Origin of the sequence: Cryobacterium sp. M25 (assembly GCF_002929635.1) — a bacterium.
In the GTDB taxonomy this organism is placed as follows: Bacteria; Actinomycetota; Actinomycetes; order Actinomycetales; family Microbacteriaceae; genus Cryobacterium; species Cryobacterium sandaracinum.
On the sequence record NZ_PJJU01000053.1, the window covers coordinates 122632 to 144309 of the forward strand.

General features: G+C 67.6%; 22 protein-coding genes, 1 tRNA gene and 1 pseudogene. 6 read left to right on the plus strand and 18 right to left on the minus strand.

Annotated features, from left to right (window positions below; all coding sequences use genetic code 11):
• Positions 1 to 13 precede the first annotated feature (13 nt).
• Positions 14 to 1057 carry a hypothetical protein gene (locus CXY81_RS09995; RefSeq protein WP_104194750.1) on the minus strand — a complete coding sequence of 348 codons (1044 nt, stop codon included), beginning with the start codon at positions 1055 to 1057 and terminating at the stop codon, positions 14 to 16.
• 112 nt (positions 1058 to 1169) lie between these two features.
• On the opposite strand from CXY81_RS09995, the gene CXY81_RS10000 reads away from it, so the two are divergent.
• Positions 1170 to 2483, plus strand: coding sequence for an ATP-dependent RecD-like DNA helicase (locus tag CXY81_RS10000; protein WP_104169825.1), 1314 nt, complete (start codon positions 1170 to 1172; stop codon positions 2481 to 2483).
• A 286-nt stretch (positions 2484 to 2769) separates the two neighbouring features.
• Positions 2770 to 4119: a serine hydrolase gene (locus CXY81_RS10005; RefSeq protein WP_146067674.1), complete on the plus strand. Its 1350-nt coding sequence runs from the start codon at positions 2770 to 2772 to the stop codon at positions 4117 to 4119.
• A 52-nt stretch (positions 4120 to 4171) separates the two neighbouring features.
• Here CXY81_RS10005 and CXY81_RS10010 read toward each other — a convergent pair whose 3' ends face one another.
• Together CXY81_RS10010 and CXY81_RS10015 are read right to left on the minus strand one after the other, a co-directional pair.
• Entirely contained in the window at positions 4172 to 4753 is a 582-nt protein-coding gene (locus CXY81_RS10010) for a hypothetical protein (protein ID WP_104169823.1), read from the minus strand.
• 36 nt (positions 4754 to 4789) lie between these two features.
• Positions 4790 to 5200: a DUF4383 domain-containing protein gene (locus tag CXY81_RS10015; protein ID WP_104099744.1), complete on the minus strand. Its 411-nt coding sequence runs from the start codon at positions 5198 to 5200 to the stop codon at positions 4790 to 4792.
• A gap of 118 nt (positions 5201 to 5318) precedes the next feature.
• Here CXY81_RS10015 and CXY81_RS10020 point away from each other — a divergent pair, with 118 nt between their 5' ends.
• Positions 5319 to 5840, plus strand: a complete 522-nt coding sequence (locus CXY81_RS10020; protein ID WP_104169822.1) for a DinB family protein — start codon at positions 5319 to 5321, stop codon at positions 5838 to 5840.
• 128 nt (positions 5841 to 5968) lie between these two features.
• Here CXY81_RS10020 and CXY81_RS10025 read toward each other — a convergent pair whose 3' ends face one another.
• The 6 genes from CXY81_RS10025 to CXY81_RS10050 form a co-directional block, all read right to left on the minus strand.
• Positions 5969 to 6235 carry a GlsB/YeaQ/YmgE family stress response membrane protein gene (locus CXY81_RS10025; protein WP_104099742.1) on the minus strand — a complete coding sequence of 89 codons (267 nt, stop codon included), beginning with the start codon at positions 6233 to 6235 and terminating at the stop codon, positions 5969 to 5971.
• A gap of 75 nt (positions 6236 to 6310) precedes the next feature.
• On the minus strand, positions 6311 to 6751 hold the full coding sequence (locus CXY81_RS10030; protein WP_233194114.1) for an Asp23/Gls24 family envelope stress response protein: 441 nt from the start codon (positions 6749 to 6751) through the stop codon (positions 6311 to 6313).
• A 114-nt stretch (positions 6752 to 6865) separates the two neighbouring features.
• Complete coding sequence (locus CXY81_RS10035) at positions 6866 to 7759, minus strand: D-hexose-6-phosphate mutarotase (protein ID WP_104194752.1); 894 nt, start codon at positions 7757 to 7759, stop codon at positions 6866 to 6868.
• A gap of 196 nt (positions 7760 to 7955) precedes the next feature.
• Positions 7956 to 8894, minus strand: coding sequence for an RNA polymerase sigma factor RpoD/SigA (locus tag CXY81_RS10040; RefSeq protein WP_104194766.1), 939 nt, complete (start codon positions 8892 to 8894; stop codon positions 7956 to 7958).
• Between the two features lie 105 nt (positions 8895 to 8999).
• Positions 9000 to 9251, minus strand: a complete 252-nt coding sequence (locus CXY81_RS10045; protein WP_104194753.1) for an acyl carrier protein — start codon at positions 9249 to 9251, stop codon at positions 9000 to 9002.
• Positions 9248 to 10348, minus strand: coding sequence for an AMP-binding protein (locus CXY81_RS10050; RefSeq protein ID WP_104194767.1), 1101 nt, complete (start codon positions 10346 to 10348; stop codon positions 9248 to 9250). Before CXY81_RS10050 ends, CXY81_RS10045 begins: the two co-directional genes overlap by 4 nt.
• A 46-nt stretch (positions 10349 to 10394) precedes the next feature.
• Between CXY81_RS10050 and CXY81_RS10055 the strand changes: the two genes are divergently transcribed.
• Positions 10395 to 10943 carry a hypothetical protein gene (locus CXY81_RS10055; RefSeq protein ID WP_104169817.1) on the plus strand — a complete coding sequence of 183 codons (549 nt, stop codon included), beginning with the start codon at positions 10395 to 10397 and terminating at the stop codon, positions 10941 to 10943.
• 8 nt (positions 10944 to 10951) lie between these two features.
• Here CXY81_RS10055 and CXY81_RS10060 read toward each other — a convergent pair.
• From CXY81_RS10060 to alsS, 3 genes and pseudogenes are all read right to left on the minus strand, one after another.
• Positions 10952 to 11113: pseudogene (locus CXY81_RS10060) on the minus strand (PhnA domain-containing protein); the annotation flags it as partial.
• Between the two features lie 398 nt (positions 11114 to 11511).
• Positions 11512 to 12243, minus strand: a complete 732-nt coding sequence (budA, locus tag CXY81_RS10065; protein ID WP_104194754.1) for an acetolactate decarboxylase — start codon at positions 12241 to 12243, stop codon at positions 11512 to 11514.
• Positions 12240 to 13982, minus strand: a complete 1743-nt coding sequence (alsS, locus tag CXY81_RS10070; protein ID WP_104194768.1) for an acetolactate synthase AlsS — start codon at positions 13980 to 13982, stop codon at positions 12240 to 12242. Before alsS ends, budA begins: the two co-directional genes overlap by 4 nt.
• A gap of 118 nt (positions 13983 to 14100) precedes the next feature.
• Here alsS and CXY81_RS10075 point away from each other — a divergent pair, with 118 nt between their 5' ends.
• Complete coding sequence (locus tag CXY81_RS10075; RefSeq protein ID WP_233194115.1) at positions 14101 to 14991, plus strand: LysR family transcriptional regulator; 891 nt, start codon at positions 14101 to 14103, stop codon at positions 14989 to 14991.
• A 25-nt stretch (positions 14992 to 15016) separates the two neighbouring features.
• On the opposite strand, the gene CXY81_RS10080 is transcribed toward CXY81_RS10075, so the two are convergent.
• The 6 genes from CXY81_RS10080 to CXY81_RS10105 all read right to left on the minus strand — a co-directional run bounded on the left by CXY81_RS10080 (position 15017) and on the right by CXY81_RS10105 (position 20963).
• Positions 15017 to 16315: an ABC transporter permease gene (locus tag CXY81_RS10080; RefSeq protein ID WP_199183047.1), complete on the minus strand. Its 1299-nt coding sequence runs from the start codon at positions 16313 to 16315 to the stop codon at positions 15017 to 15019.
• A gap of 8 nt (positions 16316 to 16323) precedes the next feature.
• Positions 16324 to 17004, minus strand: coding sequence for an ABC transporter ATP-binding protein (locus CXY81_RS10085; RefSeq protein WP_104169813.1), 681 nt, complete (start codon positions 17002 to 17004; stop codon positions 16324 to 16326).
• Entirely contained in the window at positions 17001 to 18587 is a 1587-nt protein-coding gene (locus CXY81_RS10090; protein ID WP_233194116.1) for a hypothetical protein, read from the minus strand. The genes CXY81_RS10085 and CXY81_RS10090 overlap by 4 nt, the downstream gene beginning before the upstream one ends.
• Complete coding sequence (locus tag CXY81_RS10095; RefSeq protein ID WP_146067675.1) at positions 18587 to 19564, minus strand: hypothetical protein; 978 nt, start codon at positions 19562 to 19564, stop codon at positions 18587 to 18589. Before CXY81_RS10095 ends, CXY81_RS10090 begins: the two co-directional genes overlap by 1 nt.
• A 461-nt stretch (positions 19565 to 20025) precedes the next feature.
• Complete coding sequence (locus CXY81_RS10100; RefSeq protein WP_104169811.1) at positions 20026 to 20790, minus strand: hypothetical protein; 765 nt, start codon at positions 20788 to 20790, stop codon at positions 20026 to 20028.
• Positions 20791 to 20892: 102 nt separating this feature from the next.
• Positions 20893 to 20963, minus strand: a tRNA-Gly gene (locus tag CXY81_RS10105).
• A gap of 72 nt (positions 20964 to 21035) precedes the next feature.
• On the opposite strand from CXY81_RS10105, the gene dcd reads away from it, so the two are divergent.
• Positions 21036 to 21647 (plus strand): dCTP deaminase, encoded by a 612-nt coding sequence (dcd, locus tag CXY81_RS10110; RefSeq protein WP_104169248.1) that lies wholly within the window; start codon positions 21036 to 21038, stop codon positions 21645 to 21647.
• Positions 21648 to 21678: the final 31 nt, after the last annotated feature.

Genomic DNA, 21678 nt, shown 5'->3' on the forward strand with positions numbered 1-21678 from the left:
CAGCCGCCGCCGGTCAGCGCAGCTGGAGGGCGAGCGACCCGTCCGGGTTCACGGTCACGCTGATCGCGACTGCAAAGGCCACGTCCTCATCCCGCACCTCGACATCGCCGTCGAAAAGCGACTGCACCTCCACCACGATGTGCGCCTGCCCCTCGGTGTCGGGCATCTCGAAGGTGGAGTCGCCGGCCACGAGGGTGACTGGGGGATACTGGGCGATCGACCAGATCGGGTCGTCCCGCACCCGGTCGTTGATCTCGATGCCGAATGGGCAGTTCGTGGGCTGCAGCACCTGTTGCGTGGTGCAATCGTCGAGGAAACGGTCCAGCTCGGCCTGGACCTGACCGATGAATTGGGCGTTGGGCTGGGCGTCGACCGTGACATCCGTCACCCCGGACGCGACGACCGGCACCGTCTGCGAGGCCGCGTCGAGCAGGGTGGAGGAGTGCTCGAACGAGTAGAGGGCTGGTGCGAAGGCCAGGTAGGCCGCCTGGTTCGAGAACGTTTCCGGCGCGCCATCGGCGGCGTGCGCACGCGTGTCGAGGGTCAGCCTGTTCACCGAGAACGTGGCCTGGTGCAGCACGTTCACTCGCAGCACGGCCAGCGGGCTGGTGGTGAAGCGCCAGCTGTCGAAAACGCCGAAGAACGTGCCGGCGCTCTCCACCTGGAAGGTCATCGCCGCGGGTGTGCCGTTCAGCCGGAACTCGTAGTCGACCGTGTGCCGTCCATCGGCCGACTCGTCGTCAGCGGTCAGACGGATGTCGGTGAGCTCCCCCAGCACGGAGTTCCGCAGCAGGGTGTCCGGCAGGTCCTTCGGCAGCGCGGCCGCTTCGAGCTCCGCAGCCGTGGGTCTGACCCCGGGAAGCAGCAGCGCACCGGCGGTGTCTTTGCGGGCCAGGGCGTCGAGATACTGCCCCACGAAGCTGCCGGCGCTGTAGAGGTCGCGGTTGAGCGACCCGATCGTCGCGACCAGGCCTGCGCCGAGGAGGGCGGCAACGATGAACACGGCCACGATGGCGCGCCGCTCGTTACGCCGGCGCCTGCCGTCCCGGTTGCTCACCCCCACATCCTACGGGGCCGGTTCTCCACCAACCCGTAGACCGGGGCCGACGCGTGCAGCCGGGCCGGATACAGTGGTATGTCCCGTCCGCACCCCATCGAAAGCGCCCCCCGTGTCTGAGATTCCGCTGTCGCGCGAGCAGGCCGAAGTGTTCGAGGCCATCGAGGGAACCCGGCAGAACGTGTTCGTGACCGGGCGCGCCGGCACCGGCAAGTCGACGCTGCTCAATCACCTCGCCTGGAACACGAGCAAGCAGATCGTGATTGCCGCTCCCACCGGGGTGGCGGCCTTGAACGTCGGCGGCCAGACCATCCACTCCCTGTTCCGCCTGCCGATCGGCGTGATCGCCGACAACGCGATCGACCAGTCCGACCAGGTACGCAAACTGCTCAACACGATCGACACGGTCGTCATCGACGAGGTGTCGATGGTCAACGCCGACCTAATGGATGCGATCGACCGCAGCCTGCGTCAGGCGCGGCAACGGCCGAACGACACGTTCGGCGGCGCGCAGATCGTGCTTTTCGGCGACCCGTACCAGCTGGCCCCGGTCCCGGGGGATTCCGACGAGCGTGCCTACTTCGCGGACACCTACCGGTCGATGTGGTTCTTCGACGCGAAGGTCTGGCAGGGGGCCGACCTGCGCATCTTCGAGCTCACCGAGGTGCACCGGCAGCGCGACGCCGACTTCAAACACATGCTCAACGCGGTGCGGCACGGGCAGGTCACGGCCGAGATCGGCGGCGCGCTCAACGCCGCGGGCGCCCGCACCCCGCCGAGGGAGGGCGTGATCACGCTGGCCACCCGCAACGATTCCGTGAACCGGATCAACGCATCCGCTCTCAAACGCCTCCCCGGCAAGGCGCTGACCGCCAAGGCCGACGTCACCGGCGACTTCGGCGGGCGCACATTCCCCGCCGACGAGGTGCTCGAGCTGAAGGTCGGGGCGCAGGTCATGTTTCTGCGCAACGACTCCAACCAGGACGGCGGCCCGCGCTGGGTGAACGGCAGCATCGGCACCGTCACTCGGGTCGATTCGACGGTGTACGTGGACATCGACGGCGAAACGCACGAGGTCGAACCGGCGGTGTGGGAGAAGTTCAAGTACACCTACAACCCGACCACGAAGAAGCTGCGCAAAGACGTCGTCGCCGAGTTCACGCAGTTCCCGTTGCGGCTGGCGTGGGCGGTCACCATCCACAAATCGCAGGGCGCCACCTATGAACGCGCGGTCGTCGACCTCGGCGCGCGCGTGTTCAGCCCCGGCCAGACCTATGTGGCCCTCAGCCGGCTGACCAGCCTGGACGGCCTTTATCTGACCCGTCCGCTGCGCCCGAGCGACATGATCGTGGACGAGAACGTGCAGCGGTTCATGCGCGGCCCGCGCCCTACCGAGACCCCCTGCCCGGTCACCCTCGCCGACTAGCCCCGTGTTTACCGCCGCGGCTGCCCTTCTCGCGGCTGCCTCTCCCGCCGCTGCCTACGAACCAATTCGACGGAGATTTTGCCGAAAACGGTGCAGAACAGCCCAAAACTAGAGTCTCTAGCCCAAAATCACCGTCGAATTCGTTAGGGACGAGGGCGGCAGTAGGGGCAAGAGCGAGAGCAGGGGGGCCGCCGGCAGCAATACGGTGCGGCCGGACGGCGGCGTGGGTACACTCCCTCGTGCAGGGGCGCTCCTGTGTGGGCCGCGACGCGACGGGGGTCAGGCGATGAAGCTCGGACAGGCACCGATCAGCCAGGCCGCAGCCGGCCTTGTACCAGCCGGCTCCGCACCTCGTCACGCGAGCCCCCGCACACGCCACCACCGCGTGCCGGCTCTCGTCGTGAGTGCCGCCCTCGTGCTGACGGCGTGCACCGCGGCGACGGATGCGTCCCCGGAGGCCCGCGCGCAGGCGGCGGCCCCGTTCTCGTCCAAGGTCACGTCCCGGCTGGATGACGTGCTCGTCGAAGCGAAGACCCTGTCCGGTTCCTCGGGGGCCATTGCCGGTGTCTGGGCGCCGTGGGCCGGCACCTGGGTCGCGTCGCCCGGGTCCGTCTCGAGGACGACACCGGGTGCCCTCACCCCGGAGATGCGATTCCGGATCGGCACCAACACGACGGCGCTCACCTGCACGGTGCTGCTCCGGCTCGTCGAGGAGGGGCAGGTGCGCTTGGAGGATCCGGTGTCCGACTACGTGCCCCGGGTGGTGGGGCTGGACAAAATCACCCTCGGGCAGCTTTGCCGCAACACGTCCGGCCTGGCCGATCACGCCTCCCTGATGGCTCCGCAGATTATGGCCAACCCCAGTCGCAAATGGTCGACGCGCGAAGTCATCGCGAGCGGCACGGGCGCACCTCGGGTGGCGCTGCCCGGCGGAATCTGGTCCGCGTCGGATACCGGGGTCGTGCTGCTCGGTCTCGCCCTGCAGCAGGCAACCCGACGCGACTGGCCGTGGCTCTACCGGCACTACGTGTTCGAACCGCTGGGCATGACGAACACCAGCCTGCCATCGCCGGGCGAGCTTGCGATCCCGGGGCCGAGTCCCCGCGGCTATGCCGCGGCCCTTGATCCGGTCGGCAGGGCCCGCTGTGGGAGCGTGCTCGATGTAACGCAGCTGTCGCCGTCGGTGGGCGGAGTGGCGGCGGGGGCGGTCTCGAACCTCGACGACCTGAAGATCTGGGCGCAGGCGCTGGCCGCGGGGACCCTCCTGTCGAAAACATCGACGGATGCGCAGTGGGCGCCGGTTCTGCCGGGTGCCGGAGCCCTCTCCTGGCATCGACACGGCCTCGGGGTCGAGCGGTTCGGCCCGCTGCTCGGTCAGTCCGGGGAGATCCCCGGTTTCATTTCGGCGGCGATGGCCGACCCGGTCAGCGGACTCACGGTAGTGGTCGCCTTCAACAATTCGACCTCCGGCCGCGGGTTCGCCGAGGCGGTCGCCCGCCGACTTGCCGCGGTCGCCGGCGCTGCGCCCGCGTCCGGAGAGGTGCCGGCACCCCAGCTGAACCTGCCCTGGACCGAAAACCAAGTCGCCGGCGAAATCCGGGCTGTCGCCGTCTGCGGATCGCAGCAGCCGGACTAGAAGGGCTGCCGGGCCCAGCGAGACCCGGGAATTATCTTTGGCCCGCAGCCGGTCAGTGGTGGGAGTGCGGTGCGCCGGGCAGAACGGCGGGGCCCGAGTGACCGGGGGACCCGTGCGGGACCGCCTGCGTGCCGGCATCCGTCGCGGCCAGGGCCGGAGTGGTCAGGCCGGAAACCAGCAGGCCGCCGAGCGTCAGCGCGGCCAGGAAACGCCAGCCCTGCGGTGCGGGTTCGGTCGCCCCGGTCACCCCGGCAGGAGTGTCGAATGCCGCCGCCCGGCATCTGGCACGCCGCCGGGTGAGGGCAAGGGAGACGGCCACGAACACGCCGAACAGGGTGGCGATGGACATCGGGAAGACCGGCAGCACTGTGGCGTCGGCTGGCACCGCCGAGGTGCTGCGGAGCGCCACCATTGCAGCCCAAACGACGCCCGGGAGAAGGGCGGCGACGAGGGCCTGGTTCGGCCAAAGATGCCTTCCTCGCACGAGCGTCGCCACACCCCAGCAGAGCTCGGCGACGCCGAGCCCGACGAAGGTGACGGCGAGCAGGGCTGGAGCGCCGGCGCCCACGGCCAGGTGAATAATCCCTGCCCCGAGGGCGGCGAAAGCGATCCAGAGGCGCGTGATCTGCGTCATGGGATTCCTGTCCGCGGTGTGGGTGGCGCGCGTGGGCTAGACGGTGACCGTGCGCGGTACGGTCTTGTCGGCTGCGAGACCGGCTCCAAGCAGCACGATGGCGCTGGTCAGATGCAGGAAGTGGTCGGCCGTGTTGAGGGCGAGGATGTTGAGCGCGGTGTCGGCGATGAAGAAACCGACAATTCCGAGGAGCAGGTACACCGCACCGACCGTGGTGTTGACGGCCTTCGCGGCGGGGGCCGTGGCTAGACCGGCGATCAACAGTGCTGCGCCGATCAGGAGGTGGGCCGTGTTGTGGAGAGGGTTGACCGCGAAGATGCCGAGAAGCAGGCCGCCATCGGTGGCGAAGAAGTCGACGCCGCCGGTCACGAAGAAACCGAGCACACCGACCAGAACGTAGACGGCACCGAAAACAGTGGCAATGATGCGGTTGGGGGATGTACGCATGAGAAGACCTCCAGTAGATGTCACGGTGCATCCGTGCTCGCCCATTGTTCGGAATCAACGACGGTTCGGTTTGGCCGGGCGCCGGTGCGTAGCCGTGACCGCCGGATAGGATCACCGGATGGGAATCAGCGCGGATACAAAAGATTGGACCTGGGTGCTGGAGCGCCCCTGCCCGGAGTGCGGTTTCTCCGCCGCCGACGTCGATTTCGCGCACATTCCGCGGCTGGTGCGCGAGAACGCGGCCCGCTGGCAGCCGGTGCTGCAGCGAACGGATGTCGCGTCGCGCCCCGACGAGCAGACCTGGTCTGCCCTGGAATACGCGGCCCATGTTCGCGACGTGTTCCGCATCTTCGACGAGCGTCTCACCCTCATGCTCGCCGAGGACGACCCGGCTTTCCCGAACTGGGACCAGGACGCCACCGCGGTGATGGAGCGCTATAACGAGCAGGAGCCGGCGGTCGTGGCCCGCGAACTCGCCGAGGCCGCGGCATCCGTCGCCGGCTCCTTCGCCGCCGTTTCGCCCGCAGACCAGGGCCGAACCGGTCGCCGCAGCGACGGTGCCCGGTTCACCGTCACCACGATGGGGCAATATTTCGTGCACGATCCGGTGCACCACCTGCACGACGTCGCCGGCGACTGACGCCACCGGTACGCAGAATACCGGCAATCGGTTGTCAGCAGGCACAAGTCAACAAAAAAAAGCACGAACGAACCGGCGCACCCCCTAATAGTGCGCCCGTTCGTTCGCGCTTGTCGCGCTGCCGTGACTTAGGCCCGGCGACGACGCCCCGTGAGAGCGCCGTAGATCACGAGAACGATGACGGAGCCGGCGATGGCGAGAAGCCAGGTCGAGATGTCGAAGAAGTTCTCGAGACCGGTGCCGAAGATGACCGAGCCGAGGAAACCACCGAGGAACGCGCCGAGCACGCCGAGGATGAGGGTGATGACCCAGCCGCCGCCCTGGTTGCCCGGCAGGATTGCCTTGGCGATTGCGCCGGCGATGAGTCCGAGAATAAGGAATCCGATGAAGCCCATAATTTGTCCTTGCGTCTTTCTGTTGTTTGCGAACTGATGAGGGTAAGTTCTGGTCAAGTGGAGAAAAGAGCCGGACTAGTCCGGGGTGTCTGCCTCGTCGACGTCCGCGACCGTGTCATCTGACGCCTGGTGCACGTCCTTGACGGTCACATCGACCGAGGTGACCTGCATGCCGACGATTGTCTCGATCGCCGTCTCGACCGCGTTGCGCACTGCGCCCGCGACCTTCTGCAGTTCGTGCGGGTACTCGACGACGATGGAGATCGCGATGGATGCCGCGGCGCCCTCGGTGGTGACGCTCACCCCGGGGGAGAGGTCGGCGACGCTGAGGGCTTCCCGGATGGCGCCGAGAGCCCTGGCCGCGCTTCCGCCGAGCGCGTGAACGCCCGGCACCTCGCTTGCGGCGATGCCGGCTACCTTCGCGACGACGCCATCGGCGATGACAGTCGTCCCTGGTCCGGTTGAAGGGACGGCTGGTCGTGCGGAGGTCGTCTGTTCAACGATGGCGTGCTCCAATCTGTCGCGGCGCGTGGCACGAGCCGGGCGACACTAGTATGACGTGGGTCGACGGGAATTCGTCACGCTAGCGCCGAAAGAAAGTTTTTGCGGGGCAGTCCCGAAGGTCGGTTCTCAGGCCGAAACCGCGAACACGACGGTCGTCGTGTGGCTCTGGCCAGCGTCCAGACGTACCTGGTCCCGGCGCACGTTCGCGGTTTCCACGCAGACCATGCCGGGCCACTCGTCGTCGCCGAAGTCGCTCATCCGGGCGGCCTTGTCGGCCCAGGGGTTCCAGACCACGGTGCTGTCGGATGCGTCGGATTCGATCGTGACGGTGCGGCCGTCCGGGTCGGCGACGGTGGCGCTGCCGCGGCTGCCCAGATAGAGGCGGTCCGTCTCGGTGCCGAAGCCCAGGGGGTTGTTCTCCGCGGGCTCGGTCAGAGCGGTCAGCTGGTTCAGGAACGCGGTGCCCTGCAGCCCCGAGACCGTCGTGCCGCGCACATCGCTCACTCGCAGATAGGTGTGCAGCGCTTCTTCGTAGCTGAGCGCATCCGTCTCCCGGTTGGTCACCCGGAGGGCGAGGGTCAGGCGGGCGCCGACGGTGACCGTGTAGCGGGCCTCGAAACGGTGGGGCCAAGCCGAGGTGCGTGTGGCGGGAGTGTCGGTGAGGCTGAAGGTGAGCACGACGTCGTCGTCGGATTCGTGGGCATCCACGAGCTCCCACTCGATCAGGCGGGCGAAACCGTGCGACGGCGCGGCCGGGTCGAGCGCGTTCGCACCGAACCAGGGGAAGCAGATCGGCACGCCGCCGCGGATCGCGGCGGTGGCCTCGAACCGGCTCAGGTCGCTCAGGAAAAGCACTGGCCGGCCGCCGGCCGGGGTGAAGTCGGTGACGTGCGCGCCGTGCAGGTAGATCTCGGCGGAGCCGGCGCGACCGACCACTCTCACCACGGTGAGACCACCGCGGCCCTCTCCGATTCGAACGGATGCGGGCAGAGACCTGGGTGCAGCGCTTACGGAGGACATGAGCCCATTTTCGCGCTTCCCGCGACCGAGCGCCTAATGCCGATCGACGCCCCGCTGGGCAGGGTCACTGAAATCGCCTTCGACCCGAACCACTAGGCGCCATGGATGAGCAGGGGGAGTGACCACAGCGGCTGACGTGACTCCTCGAGTCGCGTCGGCCGCTGTGTCAGCCGGTCAGGCCCCCGCCCAGAGGCGGTCAATCGCGCAGGTACTGCTCCAGGCACGGCACCTTCAGCAGGGCCAGTGCGCGCTTCTCGATCTGGCGCACCCGTTCCCGGGTCACGCCCTGAACGACGGCGATCTGGTCCAGCGTTTGGGGCGCGCCCCCGTCGAGACCGAACCGGGACATCAGGATCGACCGCTCCCGCGGCGGCAGGGCACTCATGTAGAAAACGATGTCCGAAGCCCGCATGGTGAGCACGGCGTGCTCCTCGGGCTGGGGCAGGTCGTCGTCGATGATCAGCTCGGAGATGTCGCCGAGACCGTCGCCCACCGGCGACTGCAGGGACATCGGCTCGTTGTCATAGCGCAGCAGGCGCATCACGTCGGCCGGCAGGATCTGCGAGGCCTCGGAGAGCTCCGCCACGGTGGGTTCGCGGTCGAGGGTGCTGGTGAGGTCTCGGCGGATGCGCTTGATCTTGTTGAGCTTCTCCGCGGTGTGCACGGGGATGCGGATCATGCGGGATTTGTCGGCCATGCCGCGGTGGATGGCTTGGCGGATCCACCAGGTGGCGTAGGTGGAGAATTTGTAGCCGGTCATGAAGTCGTATTTTTCGACGGCGCGGACGAGGCCGATGTTGCCGTCCTGCACGAGGTCCATGATGGGCATTCCGCGTCCGGAGTAGTGCTTGGCGATGCTGACCACCAGGCGCAGATTCGCTTCGATGAAGTGGTTCTTCGCGCGGCGGCCGTCATGGGCAAGCCAGGCCAGCTCGCGGAGGAGAGAGGGTTCAATTTCGCCCTGCTCGCTGCGTTGCTCGGCGAACAGGCCGACTTCGATGCGTCTGGCCAGGTCGACCTCGTCCTCGGCGGTGAGGAGCGAAACGCTGCCGATTTTTCTCAGGTAGTCGCCGAACGCGTCCGTCGCTGCACGGTTATACGTGGCAACGGATGATGCATGTGCGGTAATGGTCATGGGTTCCTCCAGTTCGGGCTGGAACATCAGTACATATCCTGGGCGGGACTGCGTCGAGGGCCTTGACTCGGCCGGGAAGAAACCGAATAATGCTCGAGAACTGAATCAACCGTGCAGGGCGACATAGGTGATCAGGCCTCGCACCGTTGTGACAACCGCGTAGTCGCGCTCGGGGATGTCAACGCCTGTCGCCTCGTGGATCGTCTCGATCAGCCGCATGAAGTCCAGCGAGTCGAGTTCCAGATCCTGGCGCAATCGCGCGCCCTCGTCGAGATCGTCGGTGTCGACATCCGGCGCCACCTGGCGGATGGCCGCATACACGGCCGCTCGGGCCTCCTGTTCGGTCTGTTCGGTCATAGCTCCTCCGGGTTCTGCAACAGTTCGTCGATCCGGGCGAGGAATCGCCCGCCGCGCAGTCCGTCACTGACGCGGTGGTCGGCGGCCAGGGTGGCCGTGATGGCGGGACGCGCGCCGAGCAGGCCGTTCCGGGCCCACGGCTCCTCCCGCACCCGGCCGAAACCCACCAGGGCGACCTGTGGCGGGTAGATCGCGCCGAAGACGCTCTCGACGCCGAGATCACCGAGATTGGTGACGGTCAGGGTCGGGTCGGCCATCTCCGCGCGCTGCAGCCGGTCGCCGCGCGCCCGGCTCACCAGGTCCCGCAGCTGTTTCATCAGCACCTCCAGCGGCAGGGTGTCCGCGTCGTGCGCGGTCACGGCGTCGTGCACGTGGATGGCACCCTTCGGGGTGCCGGTGATGCCGCTCGTGAAGTGCAGCAGAGCCATGTCCTCGCCCTGGGTGGCGGCGATCTCGCCGTAGGGCGGGGCCTCCCGCAGCAGGGCCGCCAGATCGAGCGTGCCCGGGTCCGGATGGCCGTCGGCGTCGACCAGCAACACGTGCCGCAGGTCCGGCAGCTGGACCCGGATCGGCGCCACCTTCTTGCGGTACAGCGCCCGCGTTGTGACCAGGGCCCGGCCGCCGCCCAGCTGGAGCCGTTGGCGTACCGGCTCCGGCCCGAAGGCGGAGAACAGCGGGCAGAAGACGCTGGCATTCTTGAACGTGCCGAGCACCGCGACGTAGAGCGCGGGAACGCGGCCGAGGAGGGAGAAGACCCGGTCGCCCCGCCCGATGCCGAGGCCCCGCAGCACGCTGGCGCAGCGGCCGGTCTGCTCGGCGAGCTCTGCATAGCTCAGGGAGTGGGTCGTGCCGTCGCCGCGCACGAAGCGCAGGGCCTCGTGAGCGGCCCTGGCACCGGCGGCATGCCGGTCAACCGCCTCGTAGGCGATGTTGAGCCCCCGATTGCCGGGCAGCCCCGAAAGAGCGTGGCGGGCCTCGTCCCAGGTGAAGGTGGCGCAGGTCTCGTCATAGTCGACGAGGTTGGGCGGCACCGTGAGGGCGCGAACATTCTTGGGGATGGTGGGCCAGCGTGTCGAGGCTTCGGTTCCTGCCGTCATGCAGCCCATGAGACCCCCGCGGGCGCGTGGGGCATAGGGTATCGCCATGGCCTCCTTTGAGCGGATTGTCGACGAGGGCGTTCTCATCGGGCTCTCCGCGGTGCGCATGGCCGTGAAGAACCACATCATCGTGGGGGCGCTGCGCGAGCACCGCGACTTCGCCGATGCCGATTACACCGCGGCCGTCCGCTCCGAATTGGTCCGGCTGGCGACGCAGAACGAGGAAGATGCCGAGCGTGTCGGCCGGCAGCGGAAAGTCCTGGGCCGGCAGCGGAGCGCGTTCGAGATCACCGACGATGACAGGCTCCACGTGCGCCACCTGGCCTTGCGACGGCGTGTGCACCTGAAGCTCGCCGGTGCCCTACGGGCCGTGGCCGTCGACGACGAGCAGGTCGCCGACCTGCTTGAGCGGGCCCGCACGGACGCCAGCGAGGAAATCGGCGCCGCGCTCGCCGCCCGGCTGGTCGAACAGGTTGTCGACCGCCGGGAGCCCGACTACGCGCAGCGGCGGGCGGAACGGGTGCGGACTCTGGTGAACACCGATCTGGCGGCGCTGATGTCGAACCGTCGGGCAGCGCTGGATTCCGGACGCTGACGGTCCCCTTAGCGGGCGGTTCGTGGCTGGACCTTCTTCACCACGCTGGACTTCAGCCGCATTGAGCCGAATCCGTCCACCTTGCAGTCGATGTCGTGGTCGCCCACGCCATCCAGCAGACGGATACCCCGCACCTTCGTGCCCACCGTGATGGCGGTCGCGCTGCCCTCGTGCGTGGGTTAGGCCCGGCCGAGCCGACACATGTGGCCAACTCAGGACATCCGTCAGCCAAGTCCATCGGCCGCCACGGACCAGTGCGGAACCGGGGCGGATGTTCGGCCCGGCCGGACGGATCTCCTGAATTGGCCACAACGCGCGCCGGATGAGTGGCAGCGCGTGCGCGCTTCGCACCTCCATCAGCCGCTCCACCCCGTATCCCGGACGAATTCGACGGAGAGATTTTGCCCAAAAATGGCCGTAAATCCTGAGAAGAAGCCGACTTGCACCAGAATCTCCGTCGAATTGGCTGGACGCCGGGCAGGGAGTCCCTGTGATGAGCAGCATTCACTCGGTGCGCTGAGCTGTGATCTTTCGAGAGCGACACAACCAATCGATTCGGATCGCTCGGCTACCGGTGCATTTCGGTCTTCTGGATCTGCCACTCGAGGTCGTCGGGGGACAGGTTGGCGTTCTTGAAGGCATCCGTCAGCGGCAGCTGCAAACGCAGGTCGGTGCCGAGGCACAGGGCAGCGGTGCCGGAGCGCAGCTTGAAGTCGAGCACGTGGCCGCCGGCCGTGCGGTCGTCGGTCAGGAAATGCGTGTGGCAGCCGGGCACGCCGATCCCCTGCTCGTAGAGCGGGGTGCGGAAGCCAGCCACGACGCCCGAGACGTCGTGCAACTCAATGATCGCGTCCTCGTCGGTTGCCTCCACCATGGGGCGGTAAGGCTTCTCCTGCTTGACGACCGTGCGCATCCGGATCCACTCGAAGTCGCCGTCGATGCGCAGGGCGTACATGTAGTTCTGCGACGCCGTCAGCTTGTCGATGAACTTCGACGCCTCCGCGCGCACGATGTTCTGCGGCAATTGGCTCTCGATATGAGGCACGAAATTCGTGACGACGGCGTAGGGCGTGTGCGCGCCCAGGTCGGCCTTCGACACCCCGCCGTCGGCCCGCAGCTGGTAGCAGGTGCCGTCGATGATCAGCATTTCACCGTCCAGTCCGTTGAACGTGCCGAGTCCGAAACTGCCGCGGCCGAGCAGGTCGCGCACGGTCATCTCGTCTTCGTAGACGCCGTCGAGCAGCGCGCTCATCAGGCTCGTCTGGAAAATTTCGTGTCGGGTGACAGTGAATTTGCTCATTGCAGCACATCGCTTTCCAGATCGGCCATCAGGTCATCTCTATTGTTGCGGTAGTCGACGTGCACGTCGATGATGCTCGGGCCGGGTTCGGCCAGGGCCTGCGCCAGGATGCCGGCGAAGTCGTCGAGGTGCGTCACCCGGTGGCCGTGGGCGCCGAACGATTCGGCATAGGCGACGGCGTCGTAATCGCCCAGCTGCACGCCGGAGGTGCGCCCGTATTTGCCCATCTGCTGGAACGCCACCATGTCGTAGGTGCCGTCGTTGAAGATGATGTGGGTGAACGTCGAGCCGAGCCGCACGGCCGTCTCCAGCTCCATGGCGGAGTAGAGAAAACCGCCGTCGCCCGACACGGACACGACTGGTGTGCCCGGGCGAACCAGGGTCGCGGCGATCGCCCAGGGCAGGGCCACGCCCAGGGTCTGCTGGCCGTTCGAGAACAGCAGGGTGCGCGGGTGGTAGGTGCGGAAGTGCCGGGCCATGTAGATGTAGTGGGAGCCCACGTCGCAGAGCACCGTCGTGTCATCCGGGAGCAGTTCGCGCATCATCAGGGTGAGGTCGGCCGGGTGCACGCCCTCGGACTCGTCCCGGCGACCGGTGGGCTGGTCGGCGTGCGCGAGGCGGGCGCGCTGCTCGGCGACCTCGGCCGCGGCGGCGACCGGCATCGACAGCCCGTTGATCTGGCGGGCGAGGGCGTCGAGGGTCTCGGCGACGTCGCCGCGCAGTTCGAGCGTGGGGCGGTAGTAGTCGTCGAGGTCGGCGGAGAGTTCGTCGAGGTGGATGATCACGCGCAGGTGGTCTTTGTTCCACTTCGACGGTTCGTACTCGACGAAGTCGTAGCCGACGGTCAGGATCACGTCGGCCTTGTGCAGAAGGATGTCCCCGGGCTGGTTGCGGAACAGGCCCACGCGTCCGAGGTAGTGCTCTTCGAGCTCGTGCGAGATGACTCCCGCGGCCTGGAACGTCTCGACGACGGGCAGTCCGGCGACGCCCAGCAGGCGGTGCAGCGCCGCGACGGCCTGGTCCGAGCCGGACCGCGCGCCGGCGAGGATGACCGGGAACTGCGCATCCTTCAGCAGGGCGGCAGCGCGCTGCACGCTCTTGGAGGGTGCGGCGCCCAGCTGCGGCACCCAGTGCGGATGCGTCATCGACACGGTCGTCGAGTCCGTGAGCACGTCGTAGGGGAGAACAACCGCGGCGGCGCCCTTGGGCTCCTGGGTTGCATCGCGGAACGCGTTCGCGATTGCTTCCGGCACGTTGTCGGCGACACTCACCTCGCCGGCGGACTTGGTCACGGCGGACAGCATGCCCACGGCATCCATTGTCTGGTGGGTACGCTTCAACCGGTCTGCGCGCGGAACCGCGCCGCAGAGGGCGACCACCGGGTCGCCTTCGGTCGTCGCCGTCAGCAGGCCCGTCGCGAGGTTGGAGGTGCCTGGGCCGCTCGTCACCAGGACGACGCCCGGCTGGCCGCTCAGACGCCCGACGGCCGCGGCCATGAAGGCCGCATTCTGCTCGTGACGCACCACGATCACCTCGGGTCCGTCGTCGATGAGAGCGTCATAGACCGGGTCGATCTTGGCGCCGGGAACGCCGAAGACCCACTGCACGCCGTAGGCCTTCAGGCATTCCACCACGCGTTCGGCGGAGCGGGTGGACGGAGCGGGGGTGCCGGCGTCAGAGCGCACGAGCGTGGTCTCGGTTGTGTCGTCGTCGCTCTGGAGCGATGAAGTAGTGGTCATTGTGATGCCTCCCGGATCGCCGTTCTGAATCGGTCTCCCCTCCATCGTCGCTGCTCATTCAATAAGAAGCAACGCCGAGTAGCGATGCAAACGATCTGAAAATGAGATGCTTAGGCCCATGGAATTGAGACAGCTCGAATTCTTCAGCGCCGTCGCCGGTGAGTTGAGCTTCACGCGCGCCGGGGACCGGCTCACCATCGCCCAGTCAGCCGTCTCGGCCGGCATTCGATCGCTCGAAAGCGAATTGGGCGTCGAACTGTTCGATCGCAGCCGCCGCCAGATCAGGCTCACTACGACTGGCGAACTGCTGCTTCCGAAGGTGCGAGACGCCCTCGACGCCGTGAACGAGGTGCGCGACGCCGCCCAGGACGCCACCCGCGCCGTCACCGGGTCCATCGTGATCGGGCTGATGACCTCGGTCACGCTCGTCAATGTGCCTCGGCTGCTCGGTCTCTTCCGCGCCGGCCATCCGGGCGTCGGCGTGCGGCTGCGCGCGGCCCGGCGGGGGTCGGCCGGGCTGGTCGACGAGCTCGTCTCGGGCGAACTGGACCTGGCCTTCCTCGCCCTCAGCGGCCCGGCGCCGACGGCGCTCTTGGCCGTGCCGATCGCTTCGTCGCCGATGGTGCTGGTGGTGCCGAAAGGCCACCGGCTCGCCTCCGCGTCGGCCGTGGGCCTGGGCGACCTCGTGCCGGAGGAGTTCATCGATCTGCCGCCCGGCTACGCCAGCCGTCAGATCGTGGACGATGCCTTCACCGCTGCCGGCCTCGAGCGGCGGGTGATGATCGAGGTCTCCGATATCGGAACGGCCGCCGAATACGTGACCAACGGCCTCGGAGTGGCCCTGTTGCCCGAATTCACCGCCCACGACGCGCTCGACGTGCACCGGCTTCCCGTGGCGAATCTGCCCGATTTCACGGTGTACCTGGCGGCCTCGCGCAAGCGGCGCGCGTCGGCCGCCGTGCGCGCGTTCGTGGAGCTCGCGCTCGCCGCCGACGAGGCGCGCGGCTGATGCGAGGCGGGGCCGACAGGGTGCGTCAGTTGCCCCCGCGCAGGGCGACGATCGGCTCGATATTCGACGCCTTCAGGGCGGGGTAGACCCCGGCGGCAAGGCCGACGACGGCCCCGAGCAGCGCCGACCCGGCTGCGAGCCAGGGGTCGACGACCGGCGCCCACTGCTGAATGGCCGACACGATCACCACCGCGAAGACCCCGAGTGCGGCTCCGATCAGGCCGCCGAGTAGGCCGATGACCACGGATTCGACCATGAACTGGCTCGAGATGTTGCGCTTGGTGGCGCCCAGGGCCCGGCGCAGCCCGATCTCGCCCACCCTTTCCATCACCGACAGCAGGGTGACGTTCGCGATCCCCAGTCCGCCCGCGACGAGGGCGAGCACGCCGAGAATCAGGAAGATGACGTTCACGTCGGCCTGCACGTTCTCGCGCAGGGCGGACCTAGCCGACGGGGCCTGTACCTCGAAGTTCTCCGCAGCGTTGGGGTCCAGGGCGATCGGAGCCTGTTCCGCGACCACTTTGCCGGCGCCGAGAGCGATCCGGATCTGCAATTCATCCGGGCCGGTCAGGCCGAAGTCGGCGCGCGCGGTGCCCATCGGCACGACCACCGCGTCGAGCAGGTCGGAGCGTCGCTCCATCCCCTCGATGATGCCGATCACGGTATAGGAGGAGTCGCCGATGAAGATGGAGGGCTGGCTGTCGACGCGGTTGATGCCCAGGCGCTCAGCCGCGCGCGAACCCAGCACCGCCACCCGATCGGCCCTGGCATCGTGGCCGGTGTCGAAGTACCGGCCGGTCACGATGTTGCCGCGAACCGCGTCGAGCAGTCCGGGGGAGGTGGCCATCAGCGATGGGCCCAGGGTTGCCGGTTCCGACGGGTCGTTGACCGGCACCGCGGTGATGGTCAGGGCATCGAGGGGCACCTCGCTGACGAGGCCGGCCAGCTCCACCCCGGCCAGGCGGCTGACCCGGTCCGGGGCATCCCAAGGCAATCGCCCGGTCGCGCGCTCCGAGCCGTTCATCCCGTCGGTGCTCCCCGGCTCGATCACGACCTGGGTGGCTGCGACCGCGTCGAATTGGCGGGCGATCTGGCCGGCCGCCGTCTGGGCGAATCCGATTGTCACCACCAGGGAGGCGATCCCGATCGTGGTCCCGAGCGTGGTCATGATCAGGCGGGTGGGGCGCGCCCCGATGCCATAGCCGGCCTCGACGATGAGGTCCTGCACCGAGAACCGGTCGGCGCGGGTGATGGCCGGCGCGGCCCCGCGGTCACCGTCGCTTACCGGGGCCGGAGCGCTGCTCGCTCGACGGCGGTTCGGCATCCGCAATTTCATGTCGTTTCGCTCACGCGGCCGTCGGTGATGCTGATGGTGCGCCCGGCGCGATCCGCCACGGCCCGGTCGTGGGTGATGACGATGAGCGTGAGGCCGTCGGCGTTCAGCTCCTCGAACAGGTCCATGACCTCCCCGGAGGTGGAGGCGTCGAGGTTGCCGGTCGGCTCGTCGGCCAACAGCAGCTGGGGCGAGGCCACCACGGCCCGCGCGACCGCGACCCGCTGGCGCTCGCCGCCGGAGAGAGTGCCGGGCAGGAAGTCGATCCGGTGGTCCAGGTGCACCCGGTGCAGGGCGGCGCGGGCCCGTCGTTCGCGGTCGGCGCGCGGAACTCCGCTGTAGATCGTGGCCAGCAGCACATTGTCGAGCACCGAGCGGTGCGGCATGAGGTGGAAGGCCTGGAACACGAAGCCGATCTTGCCGCCCCGCAGCGCCGCGCGTTCCGCCTCGCCGGCCAGACCCGTGAGCGCTCCGTCGAGGTAGTACTCGCCGACGCTCGGTCGGTCGAGCAGGCCGAGGATGTTGAGCATGGTCGACTTGCCCGACCCGCTCGGCCCGACGATCGAGAGGTAGTCCTGCTTCTCTACCCGCAGGTTGATTGATTTGAGCGCCTGGACCTCGGGCGGGCCGGGGAAGGAGCGGGTGACGTCGATGAGCTCCACGACGGCCGGTCGGCTCATCGCCCGACCACGACGAGGTCCCCTTCCTCGAGGGAACCGTCGACCGCCTGCACCTCGACGAAACCGTCAGCCGCGAGCCCGGCGCTCACCTCGACCAGCACGGTCTTTTTTCCGGAGCCGGTCGACACCTCGACCCGGGATTCCCCGCCCGGGCCGGCGGTAAGCGCGGCCAACGGCACAGCGAGCACCTCCCCGTCGGTGGAGCTGACCGGGATGGTGACCCGCAGGTTGCTGCCCTGGATGCTCTGGAGCTGCCCGGGTGTGAGGTCGTCGGGCGTGAGCAGGATGGTGAAGCGTCCGCTCGCCGCATCCGTTCCCTCTTTAGCCTCGGCCACGGCGACGGATGTCACGGTGGCGCCGTGCTCGGAATCGTCCTGCATCGAGAGCACGGCGGCGTCGCCGACCTTCATGAGTTTGGCATCGCTCGCCGAGGCGGAGGCGCTGATCTGGATCGTGGCACCGGAGACCCGCATCACGGAGCCCGTGATCGAGGTGCCGCGGGATACGGTGACCTCGTCGACCCGGCGGGGGAGACCCGGCAGGTACAGGATTTCGCTGGCCGGCAGATAGGTCATGGTGGCCTCGTTCGCCGTGGCGAGCGCGTCACGCGCGCTCGTCGCCTGTTGTTCGGCGGACCGCAGGGCGGATGTCTCGGCCGTGGTGTCACGAGCCGCGAGCACCGAATCGCGCCGGGTTTTCGCGAGGGTGAGGGCGTCCGCGGCATCCGCGATCGCATCGGGTTCTCCGCCCGTCTTCGCCGCGGCGAGGGCGCGCTCGCTGCTGCGCACGAGGTTGTCCTGCTCAACCCGGTCCACGGCGGACGGGCCGGATCTCACCAGGGCGAGGGACTGCGCGGCCAGAGTCACGCCGTCCTCGGCCGAGCGTACCTGGTCCGTGGCGGACTGCACCGCCGCGGCGACGCCCTCCGGTGCCTCGGGGGACGGGTAGCCGATGCGTTCATACAGGGTCCGCACGCCGGTTGCCGTGTCGGCGTCGAACCGATTGGATGTCTCGTCCCCGGCTTCGATGCCCACCGCTTCAAGTCCCAGCTTCAGCTGGAGCACGTCCGGGCCCGCCACCCCAAGGCGCAGGGTGCGGTAGACCGGCAGATCGCCGGGAAGCACGATGACCGGCCGGCCGGCCACCTCGAGTGCGATCGCCGCCGCCTCGAGGGTCGCCCCGACATCCGGGACCTGGCCGGTGACGATCGCCGGACCGCCGAGGTCGCCGGTTTCGATGGTCACCTCTACCGAGTCCGCGTAGGTGGCGTCACCGCGGATCGTGATGTCGTTGCCGAGCACCTTCTTCTCCACCGGAACCGTGATCAGGCCGGGTTCGGGAGCCGTGGCGTTGTTCGCGGCATCCGCCGGCGACACGACGAACCGGCCGAGCACGAGCCCGGCCGCCAGAGCCACGACGGCGATGGCCGACACAACCCAGATTGTGCGGTTCCCGTTCAGCAACCGTCCCCAGCCCTGGCTGCGCGTGGACACGCCCGCATCGGCAGCCTCGAGGTCACCGATCCCCGGCAGGTCACCGGCTCCCGGCACGTTCGGGCTGCCCTCTGCGAATCGTTCGGACACTACTCACCCTGCTTGTAGTCGGCGGAGAACGCCTCAAGCTCGGCCTTGTGGTCAGCCACGAACTGCTTTTCCAGCGCGAATTGCAGCTTGAGCATCGCGGCGGTGTAGTCGACCTTCTCGCTGCAGGTGAAGTCGGCGAGAGCGATCTCGATCTCGCCCTCGCGCACCTCGGCGAGGTCTTCGTCACTCGGGGCCTCGCCGGTCTCGTTGTTGTACAGGACGTTCGACAGTTCGCTCGCCGCGTTGATGGCGTCCTGCTTGGCGGAGAAGTCGGGGTTGCCCGAGTCCGCCATGCACGACGCCCATTCGGCGTCGAGCGCCTGAACGCCGGGATCCTGCGCCAGGTTCTCGTAGAGCTTGCTGATCGCGTCGAAGAGCGGCTTGTGGGTCTTGTCCTCGTAGGGGTTGTCGCCGTTGATTTCGTGCTGGGCTGCCCCCGAGCATCCGGCGTCTTCCCAGTTGTACTCCGACGAACCGTCTTCGTTCGTCATGTCTTCCGTCTGCGGCGGGCCGTAGAGCACTTCGTAGAACGCGCTCTGTTCGGTCTCCGAAAGCGAGGCGACGTAGTTCTGGTTGGGGTCGACGTAGGCTTCGGACTGCTCCTGCTGGGCCGCGATTTCCTCAGGGCTCTGGGTCATCCCATAGCCGTTGGCCGCGACCCATTCCTCGGTCTCACGTTCCTCCATGTCGGCGTCGTCGAACGACATGTTCTGCGACTGGTCGACGGGGATGTAGTCGAAGCCCTCCTCGGCCATGCAGGCCGCGGTTGCCCCTTCGGACTTCTTGGAGTCGGCGATCGCCTGCTCCTCGTCGTAGTCGCCATAGGCGGCGGACAGGTACTTATTGAGCGGGCTGTCCTCGTAGGTGAGCTCGCCGCCGGCCCCGGTTCCGCCGCCGGCATCCGACGCGCACCCGGTCAGGCCCAAGGCGGCGACGGCCATTGTCGCGATGAGTGCGGTCTGCAAACGACGATTCATTGTTCTCCCTTGACGCGGTGGTTGGGGAAAAAAATCGGCCCAAAAATCGGCCCAAAAATCGCCCCGTCAAGCCCCCCGCGATAAACATACCGTTTCCGCGAAAAATAACTCATCATCGCGGCTTTTAAGTTATCGGGCGGTGAGGAGAGCCTCGACCGCCGGCGCCGTCTGATCGAGGTGACCCTGAACGTTACTGCGGACGTGACACCGACCGTTCGCTGCACGCAGCTGACCGAGCGAGTCCGAGATCGTCGGGCCTCAACGCCGGCCCGAACGAATTCGACGGAGTTTTTGGCCGAAACGGCCCGGAAACCCGAAAAAATGGTCCCATATACGAGAATCTCCGTCGAATTGGTGCGACGACGAACCCGGCGCTCCGCCGCTGAGGAACAAAGACCACGCGGGCTGTCGGATCGGAGCTATCGGGAGCCATGCAACCCAACGGGTTGGGATTCACTCAGTTAGCGGTCGAGCCCTGCCATGCGTTCCAGTGCGGCTCGCATGATCATCTGGGCCGGGTCGCCGATCACGTGATTGTTCAGGTACAGGCTCTCCGCCCATGACAGGACTTCCGCTTTGGTGAGCCCCACGGCCGACCAGTCCACCCCTGCTTCCGCGCGCGCTGTCGGTTCCCCGGTTTTCGGGTTCAGCCACACCCGTGCGATCGGGATATCCGGATCTTCGTGCTCCGGATTCCAGAGGAGCGCGATCGGGTGGTCAGATCCGTCGAGGTGATCGTCGGCGATGTGGCCGGAGCCGAGCCAGGGGAGCATCAGCTGCTCGCCCTCCAACTCCACGTCGATGATTTCGAGCGGGACCGGCCCGTAATCGCGGGAGTACACCGGCAGCCCCACATGGTGCCATTCGGCGGCCTCATCCGCGTCTTCCAGCAGATCCGGGAGGCGCGGTGCGACGTGCAGCACGAAGCCGGTCGCCCAGTCGACGAGGGCCTGGGTGTCGGCGGCCGGCCACGGACTGTCATCGCTCGAAGACCCGTCCGCGTTGTGGAAGTGGTACTCGACTCCTTCTTCCAGGATGTCCAGGTGGAACTCTCCGTCGTCGAAGCCGAGGAAGATGCCGGCGACCTGCTCCTCGTCGTCCCAGTCCGCGTCGAATTCCGGGTGCCGGAAACGCGGGGGCAGCGGGGGGATGTCCAGGGGCAGCACGCCGAGGTCGAGCACCACCCGCAGCACGGTGTTCGGCATACGCAGTGTCGGGTCGGTCATGGTCTCGACGATACCGGAGGCCGCCGACGTGGGGCAGCACAGAGCCTCATCACAGAGCCGCATCACAGAGCCGCATCACAGGACCGGGAAATATGACAAGTGAGCGGATGACGGGAATCGAACCCGCGCTATCAGCTTGGGAAGCTGAAGTTCTACCATTGAACTACATCCGCACGTCCGTCGCGCAGGCAAGCCCGCACCGGAACCGTGCCAGCATATCAAGTCCGCGCCGTTAGGCTGGAACCGTGCTGCTCTCGGATCGCGAAATCAAGGCTGAAATCAACGCGGAACGAATCCGTCTGGAGCCGTACCAGGCCGACATGATCCAGCCGTCGAGCATCGACGTGCGACTCGACGGCTTCTTCCGCCTCTTCGACAACCACAAGTACCCCTATATCGATCCGGCCGAAGACCAGCCCGATCTGACCCGGTTGATCGAGACCGCCGCGGGCGAACCGTTCATCCTGCACCCCGGTGAGTTCGTACTCGGGTCCACCTACGAGAAGGTCACCCTGCCCGACGACGTCGCCGCGCGGCTGGAGGGCAAGAGCTCGCTCGGCCGGCTCGGCCTGCTCACCCACTCGACCGCCGGCTTCATCGATCCCGGTTTCACCGGCCACGTGACGCTCGAGTTGAGCAACGTCGCCACCCTGCCGATCAAGCTGTGGCCCGGCATGAAGATCGGTCAGCTCTGCTTCTTCCGGCTGAGTTCGCCCGCCGAACGTCCCTACGGCTCAAGCGAATACAGCTCCCGCTACCAGGGCCAGCGCGGGCCGACCGCGTCGCGGTCGTTCCAGAACTTCCACTGCACGGATGTGCGGGAGGCCTCGACGGGATCGACCACCGGAGCCGAGTAGCCCGGTTCACACGCATGCAACACGCGCCCGG